The organism is Ruegeria sp. BC1, assembly GCF_056539305.1.
Window position 1 is genome coordinate 232,080 of record NZ_JBQFUT010000006.1, and the last position, 25,056, is coordinate 257,135.

The following is a 25,056-nucleotide window of genomic DNA, read 5'->3' on the forward strand; positions in this document are numbered from 1 at the left end:
GCCCCTCTCGGTCTGGGCGGGAGTATGAATCAAAGTGGATTCGGGATCAATCATACGTTGCGAAAAAGTGATTGGGTGCCATTCAGATACAGCGAAATACAGATTATTCGGCCTTCGTTTGCATGTAGTGCGCCAAATCGACCATGTTCTTTCTAACGATGCCCCCATGAAATGTTTTGGTCTCTTCGGACAGGCCAACGATTTCAATCGGATTGAAAAGATCACCTGTCTCAACACAGGAAACCAGCCCTTCGAACAAGAGAAAGTTTTCTTCTGGGATTTCTTCTTCTTCGCTCATTTGCAGGGCAATCGAATAGGTAATATACGCTGCCTCAAGTAGCTCCATTCGTGCCTTGTTCACTTGCTTATCAAGAGCTGCATCAGTTCCCGCGGCCTCGGGATGGAGGGACTCCCAGAACTTCGGAAATTGTGCAGCTAGTTGGTTGGCGGTTGCGTTGCAGTCCCGGTCCTCGGAAACATCTTCGGAATCTGGCAAAAGCCTCGGGCAATCAGCACCGAGTTCGATGCATGAGCGAAAGAACAGCTCTCGGCTCTTTTGATCACGTGGGTTGCTTTGAACCGCAATTTTCAACACTTCGGCGGCGGCTTCTGGTTGTCCAAGAGCAAGCCTCATTCTGCCCAGTTCCTGCGGCATCCAATACCTCCTGGGGTCTTCCGAAGCAGGATAAGCTGCCATGAGTTGGGAATAGTACTCGTCCGCTTCTTCAAAACGCTCAAGCTTGGTGAGGAGACGGAATTTTCTATTCACGCTATATCTCATAGTGGGAGCGAGCGCCAAGGACTGTTCCACAGCTTCCAACGCTGCTAGATCTTCGTCGAGCCCATCAAGCGCGAAGCTCTTGCCTTGCCAAGCTTGAAAGTCTTTCGGGTTCAGTTCGATAGCCCGATTAAAGTCGATGATGGCCTCGGTCCAATTGTCTATTCGATCCAGTGCATATCCACGACGCACATGAAAGGCAGCGAGCGTTTTTGACGATGAAACTCCGGCATTGATCAGTTCCGTGCAGATAGCAATGATCACGTTCGGGTCTTGCTTGCGGTTCGTGCAAGACTCTGTTGCTGGATCGTTTGTAGTAACCAGTGAACTCGCAGGTCGTTCGCGCACTATCCAGCCTACGGCCAAAACAGTAATGATAAGTGCGACCAAACGTATGAGAATACGAGACTTACCTAGTTTCAACTTTTGAAATCCATTTATTAGCTCTGTTGTCGAGACCACGTCGTGGGCAACAACAGAGGCCGAAATCACTTTCTGGCAGAGTGCATTTCATCGGTTTCTCGTCAAGAAGGATTTCGGTCAATTGGTGCGATCGGCTCCACCATACTGTGTTGGTTTGGTCCACTTAGGCGCGGTGCAGTTTATCGTGGGTTGGTATTGGTTAAAGCGAGGTTCCCGGCGAGGCTGTTCACTTTTACTTTCCTCCATTGACCAAACCTCAAAATCTCTACATATCCCCAACCCATGACAGACCTCGCTCATATCCGCAATTTCTCCATCGTCGCCCATATCGACCATGGCAAATCCACCCTTGCTGACCGGCTCATCCAGGAGACCGGAACGGTGAAGGATCGCGACATGAAGGAACAGCTGCTCGATAGCATGGATATCGAGCGTGAACGTGGCATCACCATCAAGGCCAACACGGTCCGCATCGACTATACCGCCGATGACGGCGAGAAATACGTGCTGAACCTGATCGACACCCCCGGCCACGTGGACTTCGCCTATGAGGTCTCGCGGTCCATGCGCGCGGTTGAGGGCTCGCTGCTGGTTGTGGACTCGACCCAAGGGGTCGAGGCGCAGACGCTGGCCAACGTGTATCAGGCCATCGATGCTGATCATGAGATCGTGCCGGTGCTGAACAAGATCGACCTTCCGGCCTCCGACTGTGACCGCGTGGCCGAACAGATCGAGGATGTGATCGGTATCGACGCGACCGACGCTATTCAGGTTTCGGCCAAGACGGGGCAGGGTATCCATGAGACCCTGGAAGCCATCGTCACCCATTTGCCGGCGCCACAGGGCACCGTTGACGCGCCACTCAAGGCGATGCTGGTGGATTCGTGGTATGACGCCTATCTGGGCGTGATCGTTCTGGTCCGCATCATGGACGGGACGTTGAAAAAGGGCATGCGGGTCAAGTTCATGTCGAACGGCACCCTGCACCATGTCGACCGCGTTGGCGTCTTCCGCCCCGAAATGGAGATGGTTGACAGCCTTGGCCCCGGTGAGATCGGCTTCCTGACGGCCTCGATCAAACAGGTCCGCGACACCCGCGTCGGTGACACCATCACCAATGACCGCAACGGCACCGAGGTCGCCCTGCCGGGCTTCAAACCCGCGCAGCCGGTGGTGTTCTGTGGCCTCTTCCCCGTGGACTCGGCTGAATTCGAAGACCTGCGGGATGCGATCGAAAAGCTGGCGCTAAACGACGCCTCGTTCAGCTTTGAAATGGAAACCTCGGCCGCGCTGGGCTTTGGCTTCCGCTGCGGCTTCCTCGGGCTTTTGCACCTTGAGGTGATCCGCGACCGCATCGAACGCGAATACGATATCGAGCTCATCACCACCGCGCCGTCGGTGATCTACCACGTCTTCATGAAAGACGGCGAGATGATCGAGTTGCACAACCCCGCCGACATGCCGGACCTGTCCAAGGTCGACCACCTTGAGGAGCCGCGTATCAAGGCGACCATTCTGGTGCCCGACGAATACCTCGGCGACGTGCTGAAACTCTGCCAGGACCGCCGCGGTATCCAGATGGACCTGACCTATGCGGGCAGCCGCGCCATGGTTGTCTATGACCTGCCGCTGAACGAGGTTGTCTTCGACTTTTACGACCGCTTGAAATCGGTGACCAAGGGCTATGCCTCGTTCGACTACCAGATGACCGGCTACCGCGAGGACGCGCTGGTCAAGATGTCGATCCTTGTGAATGACGAACCGGTTGATGCGCTGTCGACGATGGTTCACCGCGACCGGGCCGAGATGCGGGGCCGGGCGATGTGCGAAAAGCTCAAGGACCTGATCCCGCGCCACATGTTCAAAATCCCGATCCAGGCCGCCATTGGAGGCAAGGTCATCGCCCGTGAGACCCTCTCGGCCCTGCGCAAGGACGTGACCGCGAAATGTTATGGTGGGGATGCCACGCGGAAACGTAAGCTGCTGGAGAAGCAGAAGGCCGGTAAGAAAAAGATGCGCCAGTTCGGGAAGGTCGATATCCCGCAGGAAGCGTTTATTTCAGCGTTGAAGATGGACAGTTGAAGGCTGTCCGTTTTCTTCCGTCTAGCCTGATCGAATTTACGAGGCTTCTGGATCAGCTTCCGATTGCCCAAGGTCGGCGACCTCACGCCAAACCGTCTCAGGAATGTCCCAGTCGGACCAATCGAGAGTCTGTTCAATATGCTGGGGCCACGTCACCCCGCACACCGTTGAATCAACTTTCGAGTCCCGCATAGAGAATTGCAGCGCCAGCGCCCCCACGGGTACGTCATAGCGGGCACATATCTCCTCGACCGCGCGCGCTGGGGCAAGCGTTTCTTCTGTTGCAGGGCGGTAGACGTAGAAGTGGTGTATTGAACTACCTCTGGCCAGTATTCCGCCGGCGTAAGGGGCTGCATTTAATACCGCAATGCCCTTTGAGTTGGCCAGTTCGATCAATGGCGTAGCATTCATGTTTACGAGCGTGTGCCGGTTATGCGTCATCACTACGTCGAAATCCCTGTCCTGCAGCATTGGTATCAGTACGTTTAGCTGCCCGCCCGCCAGGCCCACAGCGGTCGCAAGACCTTCTTCTTTGATTTTGAATAATTCATCCAGCGCACCGCCAGTGCGGGTGATCTCGGTCACATCGGCTGCGTATTCCGGGTCATGCAAGTGAAGGATGTCAACGCGGTCAACTCCGAGCGCCCCAAGGCTTTGCTCGAAGGACCTCCGTGCTTGGGTCGCATCGAAAACGCCCGTTTCCATGTCACGGTCAACTTTCGTTGACAGTATTCGGCCCTCCGGCCAGCCGCCGAGTTCGCGGATGACGCTCCCGATGCGCTCTTCACTACGCCCCAAAGCATAGCCTCGAGCGGTGTCGATAAATCCATCCGGACGCGCAAGTATAGCATGCAAAGTTTCCCGCGCCCGGTTCTCATCAACTTCGTAGCCATAAATCTGAGGAATGCTTCCTATCCCGGTTGATCCAAAGCCAATTGCTGGAATCCGCACCCCGGTTCGACCGATTTCACGAGATGTTTTCATTGCCTCCTCCCCAAGATTAATTCGAATGCGTGAATTCATGAATACTGAACAGTTCGGCCATTCTCCGCAAGTTTTGGTGGCTCAATAATTGAATCAGGAGAAGCGAATGGGGAGCTGAAACTGTGACCAGCCTCACAGCCCCAACTCTTCGCACCTGCTACAGTTGACCCCACGACAACCTCAGCAGGAGGCCCCCATGTCCACATCGCTCATCCCCCTTATCGCATTCGGATCGGCGGGCCTTTATTCTGTTGCCATGATCGCGATGAAGTTCTGGTGGAAAATCCCCGGTGTCGGTCTCAGCCTTTTGATCGTTGTAACCCTGCTGGCCGCCGCGTCGTTGGAACTCGCTGCCCTGCGCGAGGAACGTCTGGGCATCATCTACACCGGCATTCTGGGAGCCGAGGTCATTCTGATCGCCACCGCCTCATACGTTCTGTTCGGCGAGAATTTCTCGTACCGTGAAATTGCGGGGATTGGCCTCGTCATGGTTGGAACAGCACTGGCATGGGCCTGAACGCGCTGCGTTTTCTGACCCAGATCAAGGACCACTCCCGGCCTTCGTCCTAGTCTCCGCACAAACAGACTGACAAGAACGAGGCCCCTATGTCGCCGCTGACGCTGATCCTTCACATCTTTCTTGGTTCCACCCTTGCAGGCTCCGCTGTGATTGCAGTTCTGGTCATGGGCAACGCATCGTGGACATCCCTGTTGATCGCTGCGGTCGTGGGCTTTGTGGCGGCGTTCCCGATCTCGGTTCTGGTGGCCCGCAAGCTCGAAGGCTGAGCGCCTGCTTTAGACGCAAAGATCGGAATGTGTTATCCTCCGCGCGGGGGACCGCGTTCAGGCGGCCTTTTTATTCAGATGCTTGCAACGCAAGACCCTCAGAAATGAGAGGTAATTATGCACAAGTTCTTAACTGCCACCGCAATCGCCGTCCTCAGCGTCGGCCTGACCATCCAGGTACAGGCGGAAACCTTTGATGGGGGCGCCAAGGGGATGGGCGTGAATTCGAATAAGGTCTATGGCATTTCAGACGGCCACGCGGTGATTCAATCTCAGACTGATTACGACAGTTTCGAGGTCGCCGCAGGCCACCCGCTGGAAGGCGCCAAAGGCACCTGTTTCGGCGCGGTGATGGTAAACGGGGCAGGGGTCTCGGGCACCGGGAACTGCGTGTTCGACACTGCGTCCGGGGAAAAGGCGGTGATGAGCTGGACCGCTACGGGACTGGGCGCTGATGGCGCGTTGACGGGGGACTGGGCCGTCTCGGGCGGCACCGGAAACTGGGCCAGCGCCACGGGCGGGGGGACCTTTTCGTCGCTCACCGACCCGGACACCAGCAAATTCGTGAACACGATCGCCGGCAGCATTACCATCGACTGAATGCGGCCCTTACCAATTGACCGGCGCATCAGCTATGTGCGCCGGTCAAGGCGCGGCCTGATTTCGGGAATCCGGTCTAAAGTGATATACTCCCCTCATTGTAAACAAGAAATTCATAGGGGGACTGTCATGGACCAGCAGCTGCGTTCCAGTATCACAATGGGTCGTCTGGACCATTATTATCATATCATGCGGACAACGATTTTTGCATATGTGGCCCTTGCTGCAATCATCGGATTTGGCCCTGACGGAATTTCGTTGGTCTTAATCGTTCTGGTGATTGCCACTGCCGCGTTTGGAATTTTGGCGGGTAGCACAGCCTTGGATGATGTCAGGAACCTGCGCGGCGATATGGACGACGAATTTGCGCAAACCAATTTCGGCAAGGGGGTCGCAGGGCACAACATAGGGGCATTGATGATGACTTCGAATGCGCTTCTGGCGCTCATCGGACTGGCGGAAATTTTGGCGATAATTCTGTAAATATAAGATTTATAATGTGGAAATCAGGTTTACTTGCGGCTTTGCGCGGCTGAGTTCTTATGTGCGCCTAAACCCTTTATGAAGTTTCCCTTAGGTAAGTTGTAACCTGCGCCCTCTCTTCCAATCTGTTCAGCAGGCCAGCAATGGTCAGACATCGGAGGAGAGAGCCAATGACCAGATATTTGACTGCCGGAGCAGCCGCTCTGGCCACGACCTTAACCCTTGGGACCGCCGCGCTTGCCGACACAACGCCCGACCTGCGCGGTACGTGGCTGGGGGCCTATACCACCGTTTCACCTAGCCACTTCCAACGTGGCGACGAGCCAAGGTTCAATCAGGCCGAGTGGATGCTGGACGTTCAGGTTCAGGAAGACAACGTTTTCTGGGGTCCCAGCAAATGGCGTCGTGAAGGCGATAGCGAATGGAATGAAAACGAGGCCACAGGCACGATCAGCCTGGATGGATCGGGAACCATAGGCATCGTCGAAACCTCACCGCTTGTGATCGGCGCGAACGCTTTGATTGATGCTCGCTATGAAGACGGGAAGATCTACGCGGATTTCCGTAGCCTGCGTAACGGAACGACCTACAGCACCGTTCTGGAACGTCAGGTGAACTGAAGTGTCTCTGGCCCGGTCGGTCTGTAGGGGGTACTAGCTGCGGGTTGCCGCAGCGCGTGATTGGTAATCCCGATCGGGCCGGAGCGCTTCTCAAAACCACAACCCGCGTCTCCTGAAGGAGAGGGTAGGTCGGGCGGCCCCTTATCGCCGGTGGCAGGCTTCAGACGTTTTCCCGCCGCTTTGTGGCGTTCCTCGGTAGGGACGTCTGGGTTTGCGGTCCTTCAGCGCATTGTCACTTTCGGCGTTAATAACTGCCGTCCGGCCTGACTTTCATGGTCGAAGCGTTCGTATTGACCATTCGGTTCGAGAGACAGGAAATAGCGACCTCGATTCGGCGGTCCGGGGCGTAGTCTGTGATGAAAACCACGCTATTGCCAAAGATCTGCCCCAGTGCAGACCTTCGCACGCGCAGAAACGCGTGAAAATCGGATCGATTTTCACTGTTTGGACTTATCCATCGTCAAACCAGCGCGGAATCGTGGTTTCTAAAGTTTTCCACAATGTTTTCCCAAGGGCTGTCAACACGTTATCCCCGGCTAAATTTCATGCTGCAGTGCTATTTTCTTGTCCGATTACAAACCTGATGTAACAGTCTGTTTACCGCAACGGTTCTTAGGAACCAGAGTGGGACGCAAAGGCCAAGGGGGTCGAGGCGGCAGGGTAGATCTTAGGATTTTCTTTGCTGCAAAGACTTACCGGTGGATGGTTGATTGAGATGGGTTTCGCACCTGCATCATTTGATCAGACTCTCAGAAGGTCGGCGCGTGTTGCAAGGTGCCTTTCGGTGCTACGCAGCGGCTGGGGTTCCTTTGTGGGCCACGGCAACAACTGGATCGAGGCGTCCCTCGGGCGCGTCGACCCGGCAAGGCGTCAGGGGTGTCCGCATGGGCACGTGCAAAGACCGCGTCTGCGCACCTGACGCCTTTTCCTTTTGCCGGACAATGGTTTTAGACAGGCTACCACTCGACCCTTGAAAAAGGGAACGGGGTTCTTGTGAATGCACAAGAACCCCGTCTTCGTGTCAGAAATGCAATGCCGCGTCTATGCACCTGTACCCAAGTTGTACAGCGGAACGGAGTGTCGCGCAACTATATGTTGGGTGCATATGTCTTTGCGACGCAATACTAAGGGGCAGTTACAGGCTGTTCTGAACATCCGTGGCCGCGCCTTGGATGGCGTCGCCTGCTTTCTCAATGTCTTTACCAGCGCCTTTGGCGGTCTCGCAGGCGGTAAGAGTGAACAGGGCCAGCCCAATCAAAATTGCACGGATCATCGGTGTCTCCATTAGTGTAAGTCTCGAGTTGCGTAGCAGTTTTTTCTGAACGGAACCAGAACTTTGCCCATCTTTATTCCCGATTCAACAAAGGACCAAAAACAGCGGTGAAAACAAAGATCACGGCGGCCGCACAGACGATGCTCGGCCCCGCAGGCGTGTCAGCAAGATAGGCCCCACCTAAACCACCCAGAGCGGCCAGTGATCCGATAAGGGCGGCAAAAACAGCCATGCTTTCCGGGGTCTTGACCAAAGATCGTGCCCCAGCGGCCGGGATGACCAGCAGGGCCGCGATCAAAAGAACGCCAACGACCTTTATGGCAACGGCGACGATCAAAGCCATGGCCAGCGTCAGCCAGATCTCTTCGCGTTTTGGGTCAATGCCCGAGGCATAGGCCAGATCGGGGTTCAGAGTGGCCACAAGAAGAGCGGACCAGCGCCAGATCATTAGGCCGAGGATCAACGTTCCACCCACCCAAATGGTCGCGAGATCGCTTTTTGTTACGGCAAGGATATCGCCGAACAAAAAGGCGTTCAGGTCAAGCCGAACATCTGCCAGCAACGCAACTGTAACCAGCCCCGAGGCCAGTGCCGTATGGGCAATGACGCCCAGCAATGTGTCCATTGCAAAGCCCTTACCGCGCAATAAGGTCACGGCCAGGCCCATAGCAAGTGCCGCCGCGATGATTGCAGGCAGCAGGGGCAGTGAAAAGGCCAGCGCCAACGCAACGCCCAGAACCGAGGCATGCGCGGTCGCTTCGCCAAGATAAGCCATGCGTCGCCAGACCACAAAACATCCCAACGGGGCCGCTGCAATTGCAACGCCGACCCCCGCAAGAGCAGCCCGCACCATAAAATCATCCAGCATCAATGGGTATTGTCCTGTGCGTGATCATGATCATGATCGTGAGAATGGCTGTGCTGGTGCTGATACAGCGCCATGGTACCTTTGGTTCCGCTGCCAAATAGGGCGCGGTATTCGGGGGCGTCAGCCACCGTGCGTGGCGAGCCTTCACAGCAAATATGCCCATTCAGACACAGAACTCGGTCCGAAGCCGCCATAACGACGTGCAAGTCGTGGCTAACCATCACGATTGCACATCCCAGATCACGGCGCACCTGTTCGATGCGCTGATAGAACGCAGCCGCGCCAGGCTGGTCCAAACCCTGGGTGGCTTCGTCCAGAAGAACAAGGTGCGGGTTCTCCAGCAAGGCGCGAGCCAGCAGAACGCGCTGGAACTGGCCTCCAGACAGTTTTGTCATCTGCCTGTTGCGTAGATCAGGAACCCCGGCGATCTCCAGCGCACTCACAGCTTCACGTGCCGAGATGCGTTTGGGTAGGCCCAGAAAGCGCTGTACAGTCATCGGTAGCGCTGCATCCAGTGATAGTTTTTGCGGTACATAGCCGATACGCAACCCCGATGCGCGGTGAACCGTTCCCTCGGCGGGGTAGATCGCGCCAATCATTGCGCGCAACAGGGTCGATTTGCCCGAGCCGTTTGGCCCGACGATGGTGACAATCTCTCCTTGGGAAACCGACGCGTTCACTTGTTCGAGGATGGTCCTTCCATCCACTCGAATGGAAACGTCTCGCAGCGAAATCAACGGTGCCGTCACGTTTGTGCCCCAATGCATTCGGGGCACAGGCCTTCGGCTTCAACCACGACGCGTTCAATCAGGAAGCCCGACGTACTGGCAGCGGAACCAAGCCTTCCTTGTGTCAGTTCTGTTTCGGTTTCGGCGACTGCTTTGCAGGAACGGCAGATCAGAAAAGCCGGTACGTGCTCATGCGTCGGGTGGGCGCAGGCGGCATAGGCGTTGAGCTGTTCTATCCGGTGCACAAATCCGTTCTGCACGAGGAAATCCAACGCCCGGTAGGCCACGGGAGGCTGTGACCCCATCCCTTCGGCGGACAAGACACTCAGGATGTCATAAGCGCCCATAGCTCTATGTTTTTCCAGTAGGATTTCAAGTACGCGCCGTCTGACTGGCGTAAACTGAAGGCGCTGCGCTTTGCACTTTGCCTCAGCCTGAGCCAGTGCGGTGTGAACGCAATGTGTGTGGTCGTGTTGTCTGAATCCAACTGTACTCATCAAAGGCGCTCCGGGTATTTAGGGCTTGATATGTTATAACGTCAATCTTATCAAGTCGCCGATAAATGTAATAACATATCATTCAGGAGCTCATATGTTACGATCCTCCCTATGTGTAGTTGGCCTTGGCTTGGCGGGCCAGGCCGTTGCCGAAGTCCCGAACGTGGCTGCCGATATTGCGCCGGTTCATTCGCTGGTTGCGCGTGTCATGGATGGGGTGGGTGAGCCGGATCTGATCATACCGCCGGGGGCCTCGCCGCATAGCCACGCGATGCGACCTTCGGAAGCTCGCGCGCTGCAATCCGCAGATGTAGTGTTCTGGATGGGCGAAGATCTGACACCTTGGATGGCAAAACCTCTGACCGCTTTGTCCGGGAAGGCCAATATCGTCGAGCTTCTGGATGTGGACGGAACAGTTTTGTACGAGTTCCGGGACGTCGCAGGTGAAGAAGATCACAACGAACACGCTGATCATGAAGAGGATCATGATGACCACGCGGGGCATGAGGAGGATCATGACGATCACGCCGGGCACGAGGATCATGACGATCACGCGGGTCATGAAGAAGGTCACGACGACCACGCGGAACATAAAGAGGGTCACGAAGACCATGAAGACCATGCAGAAAATGGCAACGCGCATGACGATCACGGCCACGATCACAGCGGGGTTGACCCTCATGCATGGCTCGACCCGGAGAATGCGCGCGTCTGGGTGCATGTGATCGCGGAAAACCTGGCCGCAGCAGATCCTGAAAACGCACAAAAATACCGCGATAACGCGCAGGCCGCCGACAATGAGCTGGTAGCGCTGCAGGATCAGATCGTCGCTGATCTAGACGGAATGCAGGACCGCGCCTTTATAACGTTTCACGATGCCTACCAGTACTTTGAGAAACGATTTGGTTTAAAAACGTCGGGATCTGTCAGTTTGGGTGACGCTGCCGCACCAGGCCCAGCGCGGTTGGCCGCGCTGCAAGAAAAGGTCGTTTCAGAGGAAATCTCATGCGCCTTCACCGAGCCGCAATACGACACGCGTCTGATAAAGACGGCGATCGAGGGCACCGGTGCAGCGCTTTATGAACTGGATCCGATCGGCACCGCAACACAGCCCGGCGTTGACCAATATGCAGAACTGCTGCGCAAACTGGTAGTGGCCTATCAAAACTGCGCAAGCGGATCGTGAAGTCGTAATGATGGAGAAAGGCTGTGTAGTCAGCCTTTCTCATCGCCGCAGAACAATTCGTAAACCACTTCGAGCATGCGGCGAGGCCGATCATCGGCCAAGCGATAGTAAATCGCCTTGCCCTCACGACGAGGCGTAACCAGCCCCTCAAGACGCAAGCGTGACAGTTGCTGCGAGACGGCGGCTTGTCGGGCGCTAAGCAGCTCTTCCAGCTCGGTCACAGATTTTTCTCCGGACACGAGATGGCACAGGATCATCAAGCGGCCCTCATGGCTGATGGCCTTTAGGAAGTTCGACGCGCGGGTTGCGTTTTCGACCATCCTATCAAAGGATTCGGGTGACATATCTTGCGAAAGCTGGGGAAGGGCCATCGGTGTTATCCTTGTTTGCACTCGCGAACGGGTGCGTGTTTTTCAGAGCGGTTAAAGCGGTGTAACTCAACTGGGTACATATTATGATCATGTATTTCCATATGCACGGATCAAAATGATGTGATGTGAGGGCTGTGAAATTTGGTCGGCAAACCAGAGAGTGAGTCCGACACAGCGGGTAATGGGTCCAAATCGTCGTTGCAGGGCACGAAGTATCTGGCCCCCCTTGCAGCCCCCCGATGGCAACACTAAGACTCGGGTAACGTTTCTTCGGGTAATGTCCCGATCCATAGCAAAGCAGGCAGGTTCAGAATGTTCGATCCAGTTGATACCTATATGAATACGCTCGTTCCGATGGTGGTCGAACAGACCAGCCGGGGCGAACGCGCCTACGACATCTTCTCGCGCCTTCTGAAAGAGCGGATCATTTTCATCAACGGCCCGATCCACGACGGGATGAGCCATCTGGTCGTCGCCCAGCTGCTGCATCTCGAGGCGGAAAACCCCAGCAAAGAGATATCGATCTACATCAACTCGCCCGGCGGTGTCGTGACCAGCGGTTTGTCGATTTACGACACAATGCAGTATATCAAGCCGAAATGTTCGACATTGGTTATCGGTCAGGCGGCCTCGATGGGGTCTGTTCTGCTGGCGGGCGGTGAAAAAGGCATGCGGTTCTCGCTGCCCAACAGCCGTATCATGGTGCACCAGCCCAGCGGCGGATATCAGGGTCAGGCCAGCGATATCATGATCCACGCAGCCGAGACGCAGAAACTGAAAGATCGCCTGTATGACATCTACGTACGTCATACCGGGCAGACAAAAAAGGCGGTTGAAAAAGCGCTGGACCGTGACAATTTCATGAGCCCGGAAGAGGCGAAGGATTGGGGTCACATCGACGAAATCGTCGAAAATCGCGCCAAAATGGACGGCGACGAAGCCTGAGAATAGCCCCCTGCGTCAACGGCGTGGGGGAAATTTTGAGATTGTAGCCGCCCCGGTGCTGTCCTAAGCTGCACCAACAGCGGCAAACGCGGCTCCGGGTGGGCCGCAGGGACGAGGCGCGAAAGGTAGAACATGGCGACAAATTCAGGCGGTGACGGCAAGAACACGCTCTACTGTAGCTTCTGCGGCAAGAGCCAGCACGAAGTGCGTAAGCTGATTGCTGGCCCGACCGTGTTCATTTGCGATGAGTGTGTCGAACTGTGTATGGACATCATCCGTGAAGAGACGAAGGCCAGTGGTCTGAAATCCTCGGATGGTGTGCCAACGCCCAAGGATATCTGCGAGGTGCTGGACGATTATGTGATCGGTCAGGCCACGGCCAAACGGGTTCTGTCGGTTGCTGTGCACAATCATTACAAGCGCCTGAACCATGCTCAGAAAGCGGGCAGCGATATTGAGTTGGCGAAATCGAACATCCTGCTGATCGGTCCGACCGGTTGCGGTAAAACCCTGCTGGCTCAGACGTTGGCGCGCATTCTGGATGTGCCGTTCACAATGGCCGATGCGACCACGCTGACCGAAGCAGGTTATGTGGGTGAGGATGTTGAGAACATCATTCTCAAACTGCTGCAAGCCAGTGAATACAATGTCGAACGCGCGCAGCGCGGCATCGTCTATATCGACGAGGTCGACAAGATCACACGCAAGTCCGAAAACCCGTCGATTACGCGCGACGTGTCGGGTGAAGGCGTGCAGCAGGCACTGCTGAAGCTGATGGAAGGCACCGTGGCCTCTGTTCCACCACAAGGGGGCCGTAAGCACCCGCAGCAGGAATTCTTGCAAGTGGACACGACCAACATCCTGTTTATCTGCGGTGGTGCGTTTGCTGGCCTGGACAAGATCATCGCGCAGCGCGGCAAGGGCTCGGCAATGGGCTTTGGCGCGGATGTGCGTGACAATGACGAACGTGGCGTGGGTGAGATTTTCAAGGATCTGGAGCCTGAAGACCTGCTGAAATTCGGCCTGATCCCGGAATTTGTCGGACGTCTGCCTGTCCTGGCAACGCTGGAAGATCTGGACGAAGATGCGCTGGTGACCATCCTGACCAAGCCCAAGAACGCTCTGGTCAAGCAGTATCAGCGTCTTTTCGAACTGGAAGATGCTGAACTGGAATTCACTGACGATGCGCTGAAGGCGATCGCCAAGAAGGCCATCGAACGGAAGACCGGTGCGCGTGGGTTGCGTTCGATCCTTGAGGATATCCTGCTGGATACGATGTTCGAACTGCCGGGAATGAAAAACGTGACCGAGGTCGTGGTCAACGAAGAGGCGGTTTCGTCTGACAAGCAACCGTTGATCATTTACGCGGATGCGGCGGAATCGGCCTCGGCCGGGTAAGTTCAGGACGATTTACCAATCACGGCGCGGCTTCGACCGCGCCGTTTTCATGTGGGGGGCAAAATGACGATCAGACGTATTTCTTCAGGTGGAGATTTCGAGGCGAAAGTCGGATACTGCCGCGCGGTGGTTGCGAATGGGTTTGTCTTTGTTGCCGGAACCTGCGCGCAAGGTGACGACATTCCCAAAGATATTGTCGGTCAGTGCAAATCCGCTCTGGATGCTATTGAGAAAGCGCTGGCCGAGGCTGGGACGAGTTTTGCGCATGTGGTCCGTGTGAACTATTACCTTCCCGATATGAGCGAATTTGAACTGTGCTGGCCTTTGTTGGTCGAAGCATTCGGTACCAATCCACCAGCGGCGACAGTGACCGAATGCAATCTAATCACCCCTGAAGACCGTATCGAAATTGAAGTGACCGCCGTTTTGCCGGATTAGTGGGTGCGGTCCTCGTGACACTGGACCTCGGCGTGCCTTTGGTCCATATCTGCGGGAACAGAAATGCCGGAGGCAGCCGATGGGTATCCTGAACAGTCTATTGCGGGCCGTAACCTGGTGGAACGGGGCCACTTTGAACACACAGATCTATACCGCCCGCAAAGGCGAGAAGGTAGGTGAGGACAATGAGGGCAACGTCTTTTACCGCAATGCCGACGACAGCAAGCGCTGGGTGATTTTCAACGGTGAAGCCGAAGCCAGCCGAATTGACGCCGACTGGCACGGTTGGCTGCACCGCACATGGGATGAGCCTCCGACTGACAAGCCGTTGCCGCATAAAACCTGGGAAAAGCCGCATCAGGAGAACCTGACAGGGACCGCTTTGGCGTATACGCCTGCGGGGTCTCTGCGCCGCCCGGACCCGGTCGAGCGCACGGATTACGAGGCCTGGAGCCCGGAATAATACGAGGCGAGCAATGTCCAACTATAACATTACCGAAGTACTTGTCGGTGGGGCCGTGCTGGCTTGTGCCGTTGCGTTTGGCGTCTACGCGAGCCAGTCCACCGGCTTTTCGCAGGGCGGAAACGGATATCAACTGGGTGCGTCGTTCCGCTCGCTCGAAGGGGTCAGCGTGGGAACGGATGTCCGGTTGGCCGGCGTCAAGATCGGTACCGTAACCGGTGTCATGCTGAACCCTGAAACCTATCGCGCGGATACCACATTCACGATTCAGGACGGGATTCTGGTACCAGATGACAGCGCTATCGTAATCTCATCTGAAGGTCTGCTAGGTGGTAATTTCGTCGAGGTGATGCCCGGCGGGTCTCCGTTCTATTTCGAACCTGGTGATCAGGTCGAAGATACGCAGGGTGCGGTCAGCCTGATCTCATTGCTGGTGAAATTTGTCGCCGGGGATGGCAGCGAATGAAACGGTTTGCCTTGATGGCAGCGCTGCTGTTCGCCACTGGCGTGGCAGCGCAACAAAAGGTTCAATCGGGTCCCGGGGCAATGCTGCGCGGGCTGGATAAGGTCAGCGGTCAAACCATCGACGTCGAAATGCGGAACGGAGAATCCGGGTTTGTCTTCGGTCTGGACGTTGCGCTGGGGGATTGCCGATATCCGGTGGACAACCCGACCGGTGATGCCTTTGCCTATCTGACGATTTGGGAAAAAGACAAATCGGATCAATTGTTTGACGGTTGGATGATCGCAACGTCCCCGGCACTGAACGCGCTGGATCATGCCCGCTACGACGTCTGGGTGATCCGCTGTATAACGTCTTCGGGTGACTGATTTAACGGTGCTGTGAAATCCGCACTAGCGTTGATAGCTTCGCTCAACTCTTGCCTGTACCGCGCGCGTGGAATTTCAATTGCGCCCAGCGTGGCCAGATGCGCGGTCAGAAATTGCGTGTCGAATAGGTGGAACCCGGTTTGACGTAGGCGATCCACCAGATAGGCCAGCGCGATTTTTGACGCATCTTTTCGGCGTGAGAACATGCTTTCCCCGAAAAAAGCCGCGCCCAATGTCACCCCATAAACCCCTCCGACCAAATTACCCGCATCCCATATTTCCAAAGAATGCGCGTAACCGGATTGGTGAATTTGCTGATAAAGGCTCCGCAGTTCAGCGTTGATCCAAGTATCCGTGCGATCGGCGCAGCCATCAACAACACCGGCAAAGTCCTGATTTATTGTCACTGAAAACCCGCAATTGCGGATACGTCGCGCAAGACTGCGCGATACATGGAAGCCATCCAGAGGGAAGACGCCGCGAAATTTGGGGTCGACCCAGAACAGTTCCGGATCGTCACGATGCTCGGCCATCGGGAATATGCCGATGGAATAGCCGTGCAGTAAGAGTTCAGGGGATAGGCTCATGCGGAATACCCAAAGGCCGAAGAGCAGCAGCCCTTCGGCCCCAGTGTTTTACTCGGCCATATTCTCCGCTAGCCAGCGTTCAAGCCAGTGGATGTTGTAGTCACCACTGTGGATGTCGGATTCCTGCAGCAGCGCGTGAAACAGGGGCACAGTGGTGTCGATGCCGTCGACGATCAATTCACCCAAAGCCCGCTCCAGACGCGCCAGCGCCTCGTTCCGGTCGCGGCCCTGCACGATCAGCTTGCCTATCAGCGAGTCGTAGTATGGCGGGATTGAATACCCGTCATACAGGGCCGAATCCATTCGTACACCCAGACCGCCGGGCGCATGATAAGCAGTGATCTTGCCCGGACAGGGCGAGAAATTGGGCAGTTTTTCAGCGTTGATCCGAACCTCGATAGCGTGGCCGTTGATCACCAAATCGTCCTGTCCGAACGACATAGGCTCACCCGCAGCAACGCGAATCTGTTCGCGTACCAGATCGACGCCAAAGATGCCCTCGGTCACCGGGTGTTCCACCTGAAGACGTGTGTTCATCTCGATGAAGTAGAATTCACCGTTTTCGTACAGGAACTCGATAGTACCCGCGCCGATATAATTGATTTTGGCAACCGCGTCAGCACAGACTTTACCAATTTTGGCGCGCTCTTCGGGCGTGATGCAGGGGCCGGGGGCCTCTTCGAACACCTTCTGGTGGCGACGCTGCAGCGAGCAGTCGCGTTCGCCCAGATGAACCGCCTTACCCTTGCCGTCACCAAAGACCTGAATCTCGATATGGCGCGGTGTGGTCAGATATTTCTCGATATAGACCTCGTCGTTGCCAAAGGCGGCTTTGCCCTCGGCCCGCGCAGTCATGAAGGCGCTTTCCATCTCGTTGGCATTCATGGCGACTTTCATGCCGCGTCCACCGCCACCTGCAGTGGCCTTGATGATGACGGGATAGCCGAATTCCTCGCCGATCTTCTTGGCCGTAGCCAGATCCGGCACACCACCATCCGAGCCGGGAACGCAAGGCACACCCAGCGCCTTCATCGTTTCCTTGGCTGTGATCTTGTCTCCCATGATGCGGATATGTTCAGCGGTGGGGCCGATGAAGGTGATGCCGTGATCTTCGACGATCTGCACAAACTCGGCATTCTCTGACAAAAAGCCGTATCCCGGGTGGATCGCCTGCGCGCCGGTGATTTCACAGGCCGAGATGATCGCGGGCATGGACAGGTAGCTTTGCGGGCTGGGTGGCGGGCCGATACAAACCGATTCGTCCGCCATGCGCACGTGCATCGCGTCGCTGTCGGCGGTCGAATGAACGGCGACCGTCGCAATCCCCATCTCGCGCGCAGCGCGGATCACGCGCAGGGCGATCTCGCCTCGGTTGGCAATCAGGATCTTGTCGAACATGGGCCTGCCTTACTCAACAATGACCAGAGGGGTGCCGAATTCCACAGCGTCACCATCACCCACCAGAATGCGTTTGATGGTACCCGACTTGGGCGCGTGAATGTGGTTCATGGTTTTCATCGCTTCGACGATCAGCAGGGTGTCGCCTTCGGACACGGATGCACCGACCGAGATGAAAGCAGGCGCGCCAGGTTCAGCCTGCATGTAAACGGTACCGACCATGGGCGAGGTCACGGCGCCGGGGTGGCTGGCCGGATCCTCAACGGCTGCAGGCGCTTCGGCTACGGCAGCAACGGGCGCAGCGGCAGGTGCAGCCGGAGCGGCAGCCACCGGGGCGGCGATCTGTACGGGGGCAGGCGCGGCCTGAACCATGCGGCTGACACGCACATTCAGGCTGTCTTCTTCGCCATATTCGCGTTTGACCTGCAATTCGGTCAGGTCGTTTTCGCGCAGCAATTCGGCCAGAGCCTTGATGAATGCCACGTCCGCTTCGTGTTTGGTGTCTGTCATGAGTGTCCTCGACGGTTCCCCTTTGGCCCGTCTGTTCCGTGCGGGCTTTGATCTGATTACGCAGCGTTATAAGCTATGCGCCCGGCCATGAAAAGCGCAGTCTCGCCCTGTCAGAGTATGGTTTTGCCAAGTTTTTGCGGGGAAAAGTGTCAGAGTGGCATTCCCGAAAGTTTCGCCACTAATTCCGGAAGTTTACGCGCTCCGAATTTTTCAAGAAGTCGGGCGCGGTATGCCTCGATCGTTCGATAGCTCAACCCCAGTTCCGCGCCGATTTCCTTGGCAGACAGGCCTCGGCAGGACAGAATGGCAACTTCGCGTTCGCGCGCTGTGAGTTCCACGAGGGGGCGTTCTTCCGAGATGTCGGAAAAGCTCCAGATGCCATGACGGAAGGGGTCGTCCGGGGTCAGGGATCGGCCACGGGCACGGCACCAGAACAGATCGCTGTTACGGCGACGCATGACACGCTCGTCAGTGTAATAGCCCGTATCGCGCATCACCTGAAGGCTGCGTGCGCCGATCCGTTCCCAATCTGCGACCGAAGGGTAGAGGTGCAAAAGGGGCATGTTGCGGTAATCCGCAGCCTCCCCACCAAAGGTGCGGGCGAACTGCAGATTGCAGCGCCGGATGATCCGGTTTTCCAATTCGACGAGTCCGATTGGCGCATATTCAAACGCTGGGTCGCTCATCTGGCTATCGTGCCGGGAAATGGGTGAAAATTGAAGGGGTGGCGCGTAGAATCTGGATTGCAAAGCCGCTACCCCCGATCGATTGGCTTGTTAAGTTTGTAAACAAGCTTTGATAATTCCCACTTAACTATTAGAAATACATCAAGAGTCCTGAAAAACAGGCGACTCTTGAATAGGCGGTTCCGCATTGGGAGGGGCGAGAGCATGCGCAATACGCTGACAGGCAGTCGTATTCGGGAAAGGCGTCAGATCGCAGGTTTGCGGCAGGCCGAGCTGGCGCGGCAGGTCGGAATTTCGGCGTCCTATCTGAATCTGATCGAACATAACCGACGTCGGATCGGGGGAAAGCTTCTGGTCGATATCGCGGCTGCTCTGGTAGTCGAACCATCGGTTCTGACACAGGGGATCGAAGCCACCTTGATCTCGGCACTTCGCGAGGCCGCTGCTGACGCGGTAGGCCAGCAGGCTGAACTGGACACCCTAGAAGAATTCGCTGGTCGGTTCCCCGGATGGGCTGGCGTCTTGGCGCAGATGCATCGCCGGGTCGTTTCGCTGGAGCGCACGGTCGAGACCTTGTCGGACCGTCTGACCCATGACCCGCACCTGGCAGCATCCATGCACGAAGTGCTTTCCACCGCCGCCGCGATTCGTTCGACTGCGGCGATTCTTGCCGAAACACAGGAGATCGAACCCGAATGGCAGGATCGGTTCCACAAGAACCTGCATCAAGATGCGGAACGGTTGGCAGACAGCTCCAAGTCCTTGGTGGCATATCTGGACGACAGCGACTCGGACGAAGATCGGCGTGGCGTGCCTTTGGAGGATGTCGAAGCGTTTTTTGACAGGAATGGGCACCATTTCCCGCAGATCGAAGATGGTGGCAATGGTGCGGATATCGACCTGAGCGAGCTGGATTCGGCTGCCGCAAAATCACTTACGCAGGATTTTCTGGACGTATATGCCGCAGATGCCCGAGCCATTCCACTGCATGAGGTGAAAGCTGAACTTGCCGAGACCGCGCTTGACCCGCTGCAACTGGCGGCAAGGTTTTCTGTGGATGTGGCGACAGTACTGCGCAGACTTGCCGCGCTGCCCGATGGGTATCTGGGCCGGCCAACCGGGCTGGTGGAGTGTGATGCATCCGGCAGTATTCTGTTCACAAAAGCCGTGCCAGGCTTTGCAATGCCAAGGTTTGGAGAAGCCTGTCCGTTGTGGCCGTTGTTTCAGGCTTTAAATCGCCCTCTGGTGCCGATCCGGCAGCGAGTTGTCCAGGTGGGTCGGACGGCTGCAATGTTTGACTGCTACGCCTATGCCTGGCCGCAATCCATATCCGGATATGACGAGGGACCTGTTTATCGATCTGTCATGCTGGTGCGATCGGTTGAGGATGTCGCGCAAGATGAAGGGGCTGTTGCACGGGTTGGTCCCAGTTGCAGGGTCTGCCCTAACAGCGACTGCTCGTCGCGCCGCGAACCTTCGATTCTGAGCGAAGGTTTTTGACAGTTTCCGGGCACTGCGCGTAAGCTGGCGGTGACGGAGTGACATCTGAGTAACCCGTCACGGGGAGGGCAAAAAATCATGAGCCGAAAGGTTCTGTTAATTGAGGATGAGCCGAATATAGCTGAGGCCATTCGGTTCCTGCTGACGCGCGAAGGTTGGCAGGTTGAGACCCATGCCGAAGGCACGGACGCATTGCAGGTCATTCAGGGCGCGAGCCCGGATCTTGTTATCTTGGATGTAATGCTTCCGGGCAAAAGCGGCATGGAAATTCTACGGGACCTGCGCGAGCTGGAAGAAATGCAAGGTCTGCCAGTCCTTATGCTAACGGCGCGCGGCCAGTCCCGCGACCGGGAAATGGCTGAAAATGCTGGCGTCAGCCGGTTTATGACTAAGCCGTTTTCCAATACCGAGATGCTGACCGCCGTACGCGACCTGCACGCGCAGGCGACACAGTCATGAGTTCGGACGAAGACCGTCAGCCATCCGCTGCGCGGCCTTCGCTGTTTCTGGAACGGCAGAGCTATCGCCGCCGCCGATTGTCGGATGCCGCGCGTATTCTGCCCTTTGTGGGGGCCGCGCTTTTGGCTATCCCGCTGCTGTGGCCAGACGAACAGAGCGCCCAAGAAGGCGTGTCGCTGTCCTCGGCCATCTTTTACATCTTCGCATGTTGGGCGGCTTTGATCCTGGCCAGCCTGTTTTTTGGAATTGCCGCCAGACGCATGTCGACCCATGACGACGCAGAGCCCGAGACGGAACGATGGCAACGCTAAACCTGCTAATTCTGGTCTGTCTTGGCTACGTAGTGTTGCTGTTCGGAGTGGCCTTTGCAGCTGACCGGATGGCGGCGGCAGGGCGAGCGGCGTGGCTGCGATCTCCGCTGATCTACACACTGTCGCTGTCGATCTATTGTACGGCCTGGACGTTTTATGGCGCCGTGGGCAGTGCGGCACGATCTGGGCTGGAGTTTGTGACGATCTATCTGGGTCCCACCCTGGTGATGGTCAGCTGGTGGTGGGGGCTGCGCAAACTGGTTCGGGTCGGTCGAAGCCAACGGGTGACATCCATCGCCGACCTGATCTCGTCTCGTTATGGCAAGTCTAACACCTTGGCGATCTGTGTGACCATTCTGGCGGTTCTGGGTGGAACTCCTTACATCGCGTTGCAATTGCAATCTATCACTCTGTCCTTTTCGATCTTTGCCGAAGCTGACCCGTCGGGCCTATATCGCGAAGGGTCCAGCGTGTTTTGGGTGGCAACAGGGCTTGCCGTCTTTGCGATTCTGTTCGGTACACGCAATCTGGACGTGAACGAACGTCACCACGGGGTTGTGACCGCTATTGCGTTGGAGTCGGTGGTCAAGCTGTTTGCCCTGCTTGCCGTGGGTATTTTTGTTGTCTGGAGTGTCGCAGGCGGTGTTGGCCCGGTGATGGATCGCATTGATGCCTCTGAAATTGGGCAGTGGAATGTGGATGCGGGGCGGTGGACCACGCTCATTTTTCTCTCTGCGGCGGCATTTATCTGCCTTCCGCGTATGTTTCAGGTCATGGTGGTGGAAAACGCTGATGAGGGCCACCTGAGAACCGCCGCTTGGGCCTTTCCGTTATACCTGCTGCTGATGAGCCTGTTTGTAGTGCCGATCGCCGTCGTCGGTCTGGACCTGTTGCCCGAAGGGTCAAACCCCGATCTGTTCGTTCTGACGGTACCCTTGTCACAGGGCAATGACTGGCTGGCGATGCTGTCCTTTATCGGTGGGTTTTCTTCGGCGACGTCCATGGTGATTGTCACCGCGATGGCGCTGTCGACGATGGTTTCGAACCATGTGGTCATGCCGATCTGGCTGAGTACACAAGAAGGGTCCGGTGCTATCTCAGGCGACGTCCGAAACGTCGTTTTGGTGGCGCGGCGGGTGTCGATTGCGGTGATCATGGCGCTGGGTTTTTTCTATTTTCGCCTGTCGGGTGGCGGGGCTGCGCTGGCCTCGATTGGTTTGGTAGCTTTTGCCGGGGTTTCTCAGATTCTTCCGGCTCTGGTCGGCGGCCTGTTCTGGCGCGGGGCAACGCGCACCGGAGCACTGGCGGGGCTGACAGTGGGCTTCCTGCTGTGGATTTACACGCTGCTGCTGCCGGGGATGGGAGGTGGGTTAATGCCCGAGTCCGTGCTGCAAAACGGCCCGTTTGGTTGGGGTTGGCTGCGCCCTCAGGCCCTGTTCGGGATCGAGGGGATGGACCCCATGGTGCATACCGTAATGTGGTCCTTGTCACTGAATACGATTGCTTTTTGCGCCGCATCGTTGCTGAGCTTTCCAAGCCCGCTGGAGCGTTTGCAGGGCGCGCAGTTCGTAAACGTTTTCGACCATTCGGTTGCGCCACGTGGCTGGACTGGGTCCGTTGCTCAAAGCGAAGACCTGATGATTATGACCCAGCGGATACTGGGCGCGGGCCCCGCACAGGAGTTTTTTCAGGCAGAAGCAGAGCAACAGGGTGGTCGCTCCAGCCTGCCGGAACCCACGCCTGCCTTCCTGGAGCGCCTTGAACGCGAGTTGAGCGGTTCCGTCGGCGCCGCCACCGCCCACGCAATGATTGGACAGATCGTTGGTGGGTCGTCGGTATCAGTCGAGGACCTGCTGGCCGTTGCTGATGAATCTGCTCAGCTGCTGGAATATTCCAGTCAGCTTGAGGTCAAGTCTGCCGAACTGTCGCGCACTGCGCGGCAATTGCGTGAGGCCAACACCAAGCTGACCCAGATTTCCGAACAAAAAGACGGCTTCCTCAGTCAAGTCAGCCACGAGCTACGCACACCCATGACCTCGATCCGCGCCTTTTCCGAGATTATGCGCGACACAGAAGGTCTCAGCGCCGAGGAGCAGACGCGTTATGCCGCTATCATCCATGACGAGGCACTGCGCCTGACCCGATTGCTGGATGATCTACTGGACCTGAGCGTGCTGGAAAGTGGACGGGTCAATTTGAACGTGGGCGGCGATACGCTGCGTTCGGTTTTGGATCGGGCGGTGTCCAGCGCGCTGGCCGGAACCGGCCAAACGCTGACCGTGCGGCGTTCGAAAGCGAGTGAACGCATTCCGCTGCAAACCGATCTGGATCGGTTGGGGCAGGTGTTCATCAACCTGATTTCCAACGCACAGAAATACTGTGATGCCGAAGACCCGATCCTGACGATCTCAGCACACGATGTCGGGGGGCAGGTTGTGATCGACTTTGCCGACAATGGCAGCGGCATCCCCCCCGAAGCCCGGTCGATGGTGTTCGAGAAATTTGCCCGCGTCGGTGGCGATAAAGCAGGCGGTGCTGGGTTGGGACTGGCGATCTGCCGCGAGATCATGCAGCGGCTGGGGGGCGAAATCTCCTACCTTCCGGGGCAGGGTGGGGCGGCGTTTCGCGTCCGGTTGCCGCTGGCCTATCAGCAAGCCGCTCAATAGATCGAATGTAAAGACATTGGTAACTTGCGTCGGGTTACATCGGAAACTGGATGCAGCAGCAATCAGCGGTTTAGGGCATGACGCAGACGGTCAGCGCGGCTTTGGCACGCAAGCTTTCGGTGGGACAGGCAGGGCAGGATGACAAGCCGCGCTCGGTGTTGCGGGCATTGCGTCTGGCATTCGCCCGTGCCGCCGGAGATCGGTTGCAGTTGCCGCTGGCTGTGATCGGCGCGAAACAGTCCTGTCGGTCAACCGATGCCCTGGCAGAGGGGGTTGGGGAAGACTGGCTGCTGTTGCAGTTTGTGAGGGACGACGGGAAATCCGCGGCAATTTCTATGGATCTGGGCGTGGTGTCGGCCATCGTTCAGGTGCAGACAATCGGTGAGGTGACTTCCGAAGCTCCCACACCCCGGTCGTTTACCCACACGGATGCCGCGATGGCGGCACCTTTGGCGGAAGAGGCGCTGTCTCGCACAATTACATTGGTTGACGCACCGGCAGATCAATCCTGCTTGATGGGGTATGAGTTCGCTTCTCGTCTCGCGGATCGGCGTACGATGTCGCTGGCGATGGTTGAAGACGCGTACCGTGTTTTTGATCTGACCGTGGAACTGGGAGGCGGATTGCGTCAGGGGCAAATTTCAGTCTTCCTGCCGGATCTGTCTGCGGAAACTGACGACGACGGAACCATACCAGAGGAAACTGGCCCAAGTCTTGTACAGGCTTCAGGTGTTTTGCGGGCCGAATTGAACACCGTAATCTGTCGCATGTCGCTGCCACTGTCGTCTCTTTCACAGATTGGTGTTGGCGACGTGCTACCTCTTGCCGGATCAAGGTTGGATCGGGCGGAGGTTTTGACGATTGACCGTAAACGCGCGGCGATCGGTCGGCTGGGTCAGTGCGGAGGAATGCGCGCTGTACGTCTTAATGAATACAACTCACCAACCGTGCTTGCCCGGTCGGACGCTGAAGAATTTCTTGAGGCTCGTTCAGCGGCATCGCGACAAGGTTCGGAAATGCCAGTTTCGGCGGAAATTTCGCTTATGCCATCCCCGACCGATGCCACCACAGCAGATGATTTGGAGAGCAATCTGAACTTCGCGGACTCAGATCAGATCGCCGCAGAGATTTCGAAGTTAGCCGGGTTGACGAACTCAGAGAAGGACCAAGGTGGTCCGGTGTGAA

The 25,056-nt window shown here is 56.7% G+C and carries 29 protein-coding genes; 18 read left to right on the forward strand and 11 right to left on the reverse strand.

What is annotated here, in order from left to right:
* Nucleotides 1-103: 103 nt before the first annotated feature.
* On the reverse strand, nt 104-1,042 hold the full coding sequence (locus ACR0IY_RS14445) for a tetratricopeptide repeat protein (protein ID WP_480674442.1): 939 nt from the start codon (nt 1,040-1,042) through the stop codon (nt 104-106).
* 441 nt (nt 1,043-1,483) lie between these two features.
* On the opposite strand from ACR0IY_RS14445, the gene lepA reads away from it, so the two are divergent.
* On the forward strand, nt 1,484-3,283 hold the full coding sequence (gene lepA / locus ACR0IY_RS14450) for a translation elongation factor 4 (RefSeq protein ID WP_480674444.1): 1,800 nt from the start codon (nt 1,484-1,486) through the stop codon (nt 3,281-3,283).
* A 36-nt stretch (nt 3,284-3,319) separates the two neighbouring features.
* Here the strand turns inward: lepA and ACR0IY_RS14455 are convergent, their stop codons facing one another.
* Nucleotides 3,320-4,267 carry an aldo/keto reductase gene (locus ACR0IY_RS14455; RefSeq protein ID WP_480674446.1) on the reverse strand — a complete coding sequence of 316 codons (948 nt, stop codon included), beginning with the start codon at nt 4,265-4,267 and terminating at the stop codon, nt 3,320-3,322.
* 196 nt (nt 4,268-4,463) lie between these two features.
* On the opposite strand from ACR0IY_RS14455, the gene ACR0IY_RS14460 reads away from it, so the two are divergent.
* The 5 genes from ACR0IY_RS14460 to ACR0IY_RS14480 all read left to right on the forward strand — a co-directional run bounded on the left by ACR0IY_RS14460 (nt 4,464) and on the right by ACR0IY_RS14480 (nt 6,756).
* Entirely contained in the window at nt 4,464-4,784 is a 321-nt protein-coding gene (locus ACR0IY_RS14460) for a hypothetical protein (RefSeq protein WP_480674448.1), read from the forward strand.
* A gap of 89 nt (nt 4,785-4,873) precedes the next feature.
* Nucleotides 4,874-5,053 carry a CTP synthetase gene (locus ACR0IY_RS14465; RefSeq protein WP_480674450.1) on the forward strand — a complete coding sequence of 60 codons (180 nt, stop codon included), beginning with the start codon at nt 4,874-4,876 and terminating at the stop codon, nt 5,051-5,053.
* Between the two features lie 117 nt (nt 5,054-5,170).
* Nucleotides 5,171-5,653 (forward strand): hypothetical protein, encoded by a 483-nt coding sequence (locus tag ACR0IY_RS14470; RefSeq protein ID WP_480674452.1) that lies wholly within the window; start codon nt 5,171-5,173, stop codon nt 5,651-5,653.
* A gap of 129 nt (nt 5,654-5,782) precedes the next feature.
* Nucleotides 5,783-6,136, forward strand: coding sequence for a hypothetical protein (locus tag ACR0IY_RS14475; protein ID WP_480674454.1), 354 nt, complete (start codon nt 5,783-5,785; stop codon nt 6,134-6,136).
* A gap of 170 nt (nt 6,137-6,306) precedes the next feature.
* Nucleotides 6,307-6,756 (forward strand): hypothetical protein, encoded by a 450-nt coding sequence (locus ACR0IY_RS14480; protein WP_480674455.1) that lies wholly within the window; start codon nt 6,307-6,309, stop codon nt 6,754-6,756.
* A 1,135-nt stretch (nt 6,757-7,891) separates the two neighbouring features.
* On the opposite strand, the gene ACR0IY_RS14485 is transcribed toward ACR0IY_RS14480, so the two are convergent.
* From ACR0IY_RS14485 to ACR0IY_RS14500, 4 genes are all read right to left on the reverse strand, one after another.
* On the reverse strand, nt 7,892-8,029 hold the full coding sequence (locus ACR0IY_RS14485; protein WP_480674457.1) for an entericidin A/B family lipoprotein: 138 nt from the start codon (nt 8,027-8,029) through the stop codon (nt 7,892-7,894).
* 73 nt (nt 8,030-8,102) lie between these two features.
* Complete coding sequence (locus tag ACR0IY_RS14490) at nt 8,103-8,897, reverse strand: iron chelate uptake ABC transporter family permease subunit (protein WP_480674459.1); 795 nt, start codon at nt 8,895-8,897, stop codon at nt 8,103-8,105.
* Nucleotides 8,897-9,664, reverse strand: coding sequence for a metal ABC transporter ATP-binding protein (locus ACR0IY_RS14495; protein WP_480674461.1), 768 nt, complete (start codon nt 9,662-9,664; stop codon nt 8,897-8,899). Before ACR0IY_RS14495 ends, ACR0IY_RS14490 begins: the two co-directional genes overlap by 1 nt.
* Nucleotides 9,643-10,122 (reverse strand): transcriptional repressor, encoded by a 480-nt coding sequence (locus ACR0IY_RS14500; protein ID WP_480674463.1) that lies wholly within the window; start codon nt 10,120-10,122, stop codon nt 9,643-9,645. The genes ACR0IY_RS14495 and ACR0IY_RS14500 overlap by 22 nt, the downstream gene beginning before the upstream one ends.
* Before the next feature lie 94 nt (nt 10,123-10,216).
* Between ACR0IY_RS14500 and ACR0IY_RS14505 the strand changes: the two genes are divergently transcribed.
* Nucleotides 10,217-11,308 (forward strand): zinc ABC transporter substrate-binding protein, encoded by a 1,092-nt coding sequence (locus tag ACR0IY_RS14505; RefSeq protein ID WP_480674465.1) that lies wholly within the window; start codon nt 10,217-10,219, stop codon nt 11,306-11,308.
* 29 nt (nt 11,309-11,337) lie between these two features.
* Here the strand turns inward: ACR0IY_RS14505 and ACR0IY_RS14510 are convergent, their stop codons facing one another.
* Nucleotides 11,338-11,679 carry an ArsR/SmtB family transcription factor gene (locus ACR0IY_RS14510; protein ID WP_480674467.1) on the reverse strand — a complete coding sequence of 114 codons (342 nt, stop codon included), beginning with the start codon at nt 11,677-11,679 and terminating at the stop codon, nt 11,338-11,340.
* 312 nt (nt 11,680-11,991) lie between these two features.
* Between ACR0IY_RS14510 and ACR0IY_RS14515 the strand changes: the two genes are divergently transcribed.
* The 6 genes from ACR0IY_RS14515 (at nt 11,992) to ACR0IY_RS14540 (ending at nt 15,754) form a co-directional block, all read left to right on the forward strand.
* Nucleotides 11,992-12,624, forward strand: coding sequence for an ATP-dependent Clp protease proteolytic subunit (locus ACR0IY_RS14515; protein WP_058282412.1), 633 nt, complete (start codon nt 11,992-11,994; stop codon nt 12,622-12,624).
* Between the two features lie 132 nt (nt 12,625-12,756).
* Nucleotides 12,757-14,022, forward strand: coding sequence for an ATP-dependent Clp protease ATP-binding subunit ClpX (clpX, locus tag ACR0IY_RS14520; RefSeq protein WP_480674469.1), 1,266 nt, complete (start codon nt 12,757-12,759; stop codon nt 14,020-14,022).
* Between the two features lie 63 nt (nt 14,023-14,085).
* The gene (locus ACR0IY_RS14525) at nt 14,086-14,460 is read left to right on the forward strand and encodes a Rid family hydrolase (protein WP_480674470.1); all 375 of its coding nucleotides are present in this window, start codon (nt 14,086-14,088) and stop codon (nt 14,458-14,460) included.
* A 79-nt stretch (nt 14,461-14,539) separates the two neighbouring features.
* A complete protein-coding gene (locus tag ACR0IY_RS14530; RefSeq protein ID WP_480674472.1) occupies nt 14,540-14,923 on the forward strand; it encodes an NADH:ubiquinone oxidoreductase subunit NDUFA12 in 384 nt (127 codons plus the stop codon).
* 13 nt (nt 14,924-14,936) lie between these two features.
* Nucleotides 14,937-15,389, forward strand: coding sequence for an outer membrane lipid asymmetry maintenance protein MlaD (mlaD, locus tag ACR0IY_RS14535; RefSeq protein ID WP_480674474.1), 453 nt, complete (start codon nt 14,937-14,939; stop codon nt 15,387-15,389).
* Nucleotides 15,386-15,754: a DUF2155 domain-containing protein gene (locus tag ACR0IY_RS14540; protein ID WP_480674476.1), complete on the forward strand. Its 369-nt coding sequence runs from the start codon at nt 15,386-15,388 to the stop codon at nt 15,752-15,754. The genes mlaD and ACR0IY_RS14540 overlap by 4 nt, the downstream gene beginning before the upstream one ends.
* Here ACR0IY_RS14540 and aat read toward each other — a convergent pair.
* From aat to ACR0IY_RS14560, 4 genes are all read right to left on the reverse strand, one after another.
* Complete coding sequence (aat, locus tag ACR0IY_RS14545; protein ID WP_480674477.1) at nt 15,709-16,341, reverse strand: leucyl/phenylalanyl-tRNA--protein transferase; 633 nt, start codon at nt 16,339-16,341, stop codon at nt 15,709-15,711. The two genes, ACR0IY_RS14540 and aat, sit on opposite strands and share 46 nt — an antisense overlap.
* Before the next feature lie 48 nt (nt 16,342-16,389).
* Nucleotides 16,390-17,739 (reverse strand): acetyl-CoA carboxylase biotin carboxylase subunit, encoded by a 1,350-nt coding sequence (accC, locus tag ACR0IY_RS14550; RefSeq protein ID WP_480674479.1) that lies wholly within the window; start codon nt 17,737-17,739, stop codon nt 16,390-16,392.
* 9 nt (nt 17,740-17,748) lie between these two features.
* On the reverse strand, nt 17,749-18,249 hold the full coding sequence (gene accB / locus ACR0IY_RS14555; protein ID WP_480674481.1) for an acetyl-CoA carboxylase biotin carboxyl carrier protein: 501 nt from the start codon (nt 18,247-18,249) through the stop codon (nt 17,749-17,751).
* Nucleotides 18,250-18,398: 149 nt separating this feature from the next.
* A complete protein-coding gene (locus tag ACR0IY_RS14560; RefSeq protein WP_480674483.1) occupies nt 18,399-18,935 on the reverse strand; it encodes a LuxR C-terminal-related transcriptional regulator in 537 nt (178 codons plus the stop codon).
* 204 nt (nt 18,936-19,139) lie between these two features.
* On the opposite strand from ACR0IY_RS14560, the gene ACR0IY_RS14565 reads away from it, so the two are divergent.
* The 5 genes from ACR0IY_RS14565 (at nt 19,140) to ACR0IY_RS14585 (ending at nt 25,055) form a co-directional block, all read left to right on the forward strand.
* Nucleotides 19,140-20,435, forward strand: coding sequence for a short-chain fatty acyl-CoA regulator family protein (locus ACR0IY_RS14565; RefSeq protein ID WP_480674484.1), 1,296 nt, complete (start codon nt 19,140-19,142; stop codon nt 20,433-20,435).
* Nucleotides 20,436-20,513: 78 nt separating this feature from the next.
* Nucleotides 20,514-20,894, forward strand: coding sequence for a response regulator transcription factor (locus ACR0IY_RS14570; protein ID WP_480674486.1), 381 nt, complete (start codon nt 20,514-20,516; stop codon nt 20,892-20,894).
* Nucleotides 20,891-21,205 (forward strand): hypothetical protein, encoded by a 315-nt coding sequence (locus ACR0IY_RS14575; RefSeq protein ID WP_480674488.1) that lies wholly within the window; start codon nt 20,891-20,893, stop codon nt 21,203-21,205. The genes ACR0IY_RS14570 and ACR0IY_RS14575 overlap by 4 nt, the downstream gene beginning before the upstream one ends.
* The gene (locus tag ACR0IY_RS14580; protein ID WP_480674490.1) at nt 21,193-23,871 is read left to right on the forward strand and encodes an ATP-binding protein; all 2,679 of its coding nucleotides are present in this window, start codon (nt 21,193-21,195) and stop codon (nt 23,869-23,871) included. The genes ACR0IY_RS14575 and ACR0IY_RS14580 overlap by 13 nt, the downstream gene beginning before the upstream one ends.
* A gap of 77 nt (nt 23,872-23,948) precedes the next feature.
* Entirely contained in the window at nt 23,949-25,055 is a 1,107-nt protein-coding gene (locus ACR0IY_RS14585) for a FliM/FliN family flagellar motor C-terminal domain-containing protein (RefSeq protein ID WP_480674492.1), read from the forward strand.
* Nucleotide 25,056 lies beyond the last annotated feature (1 nt).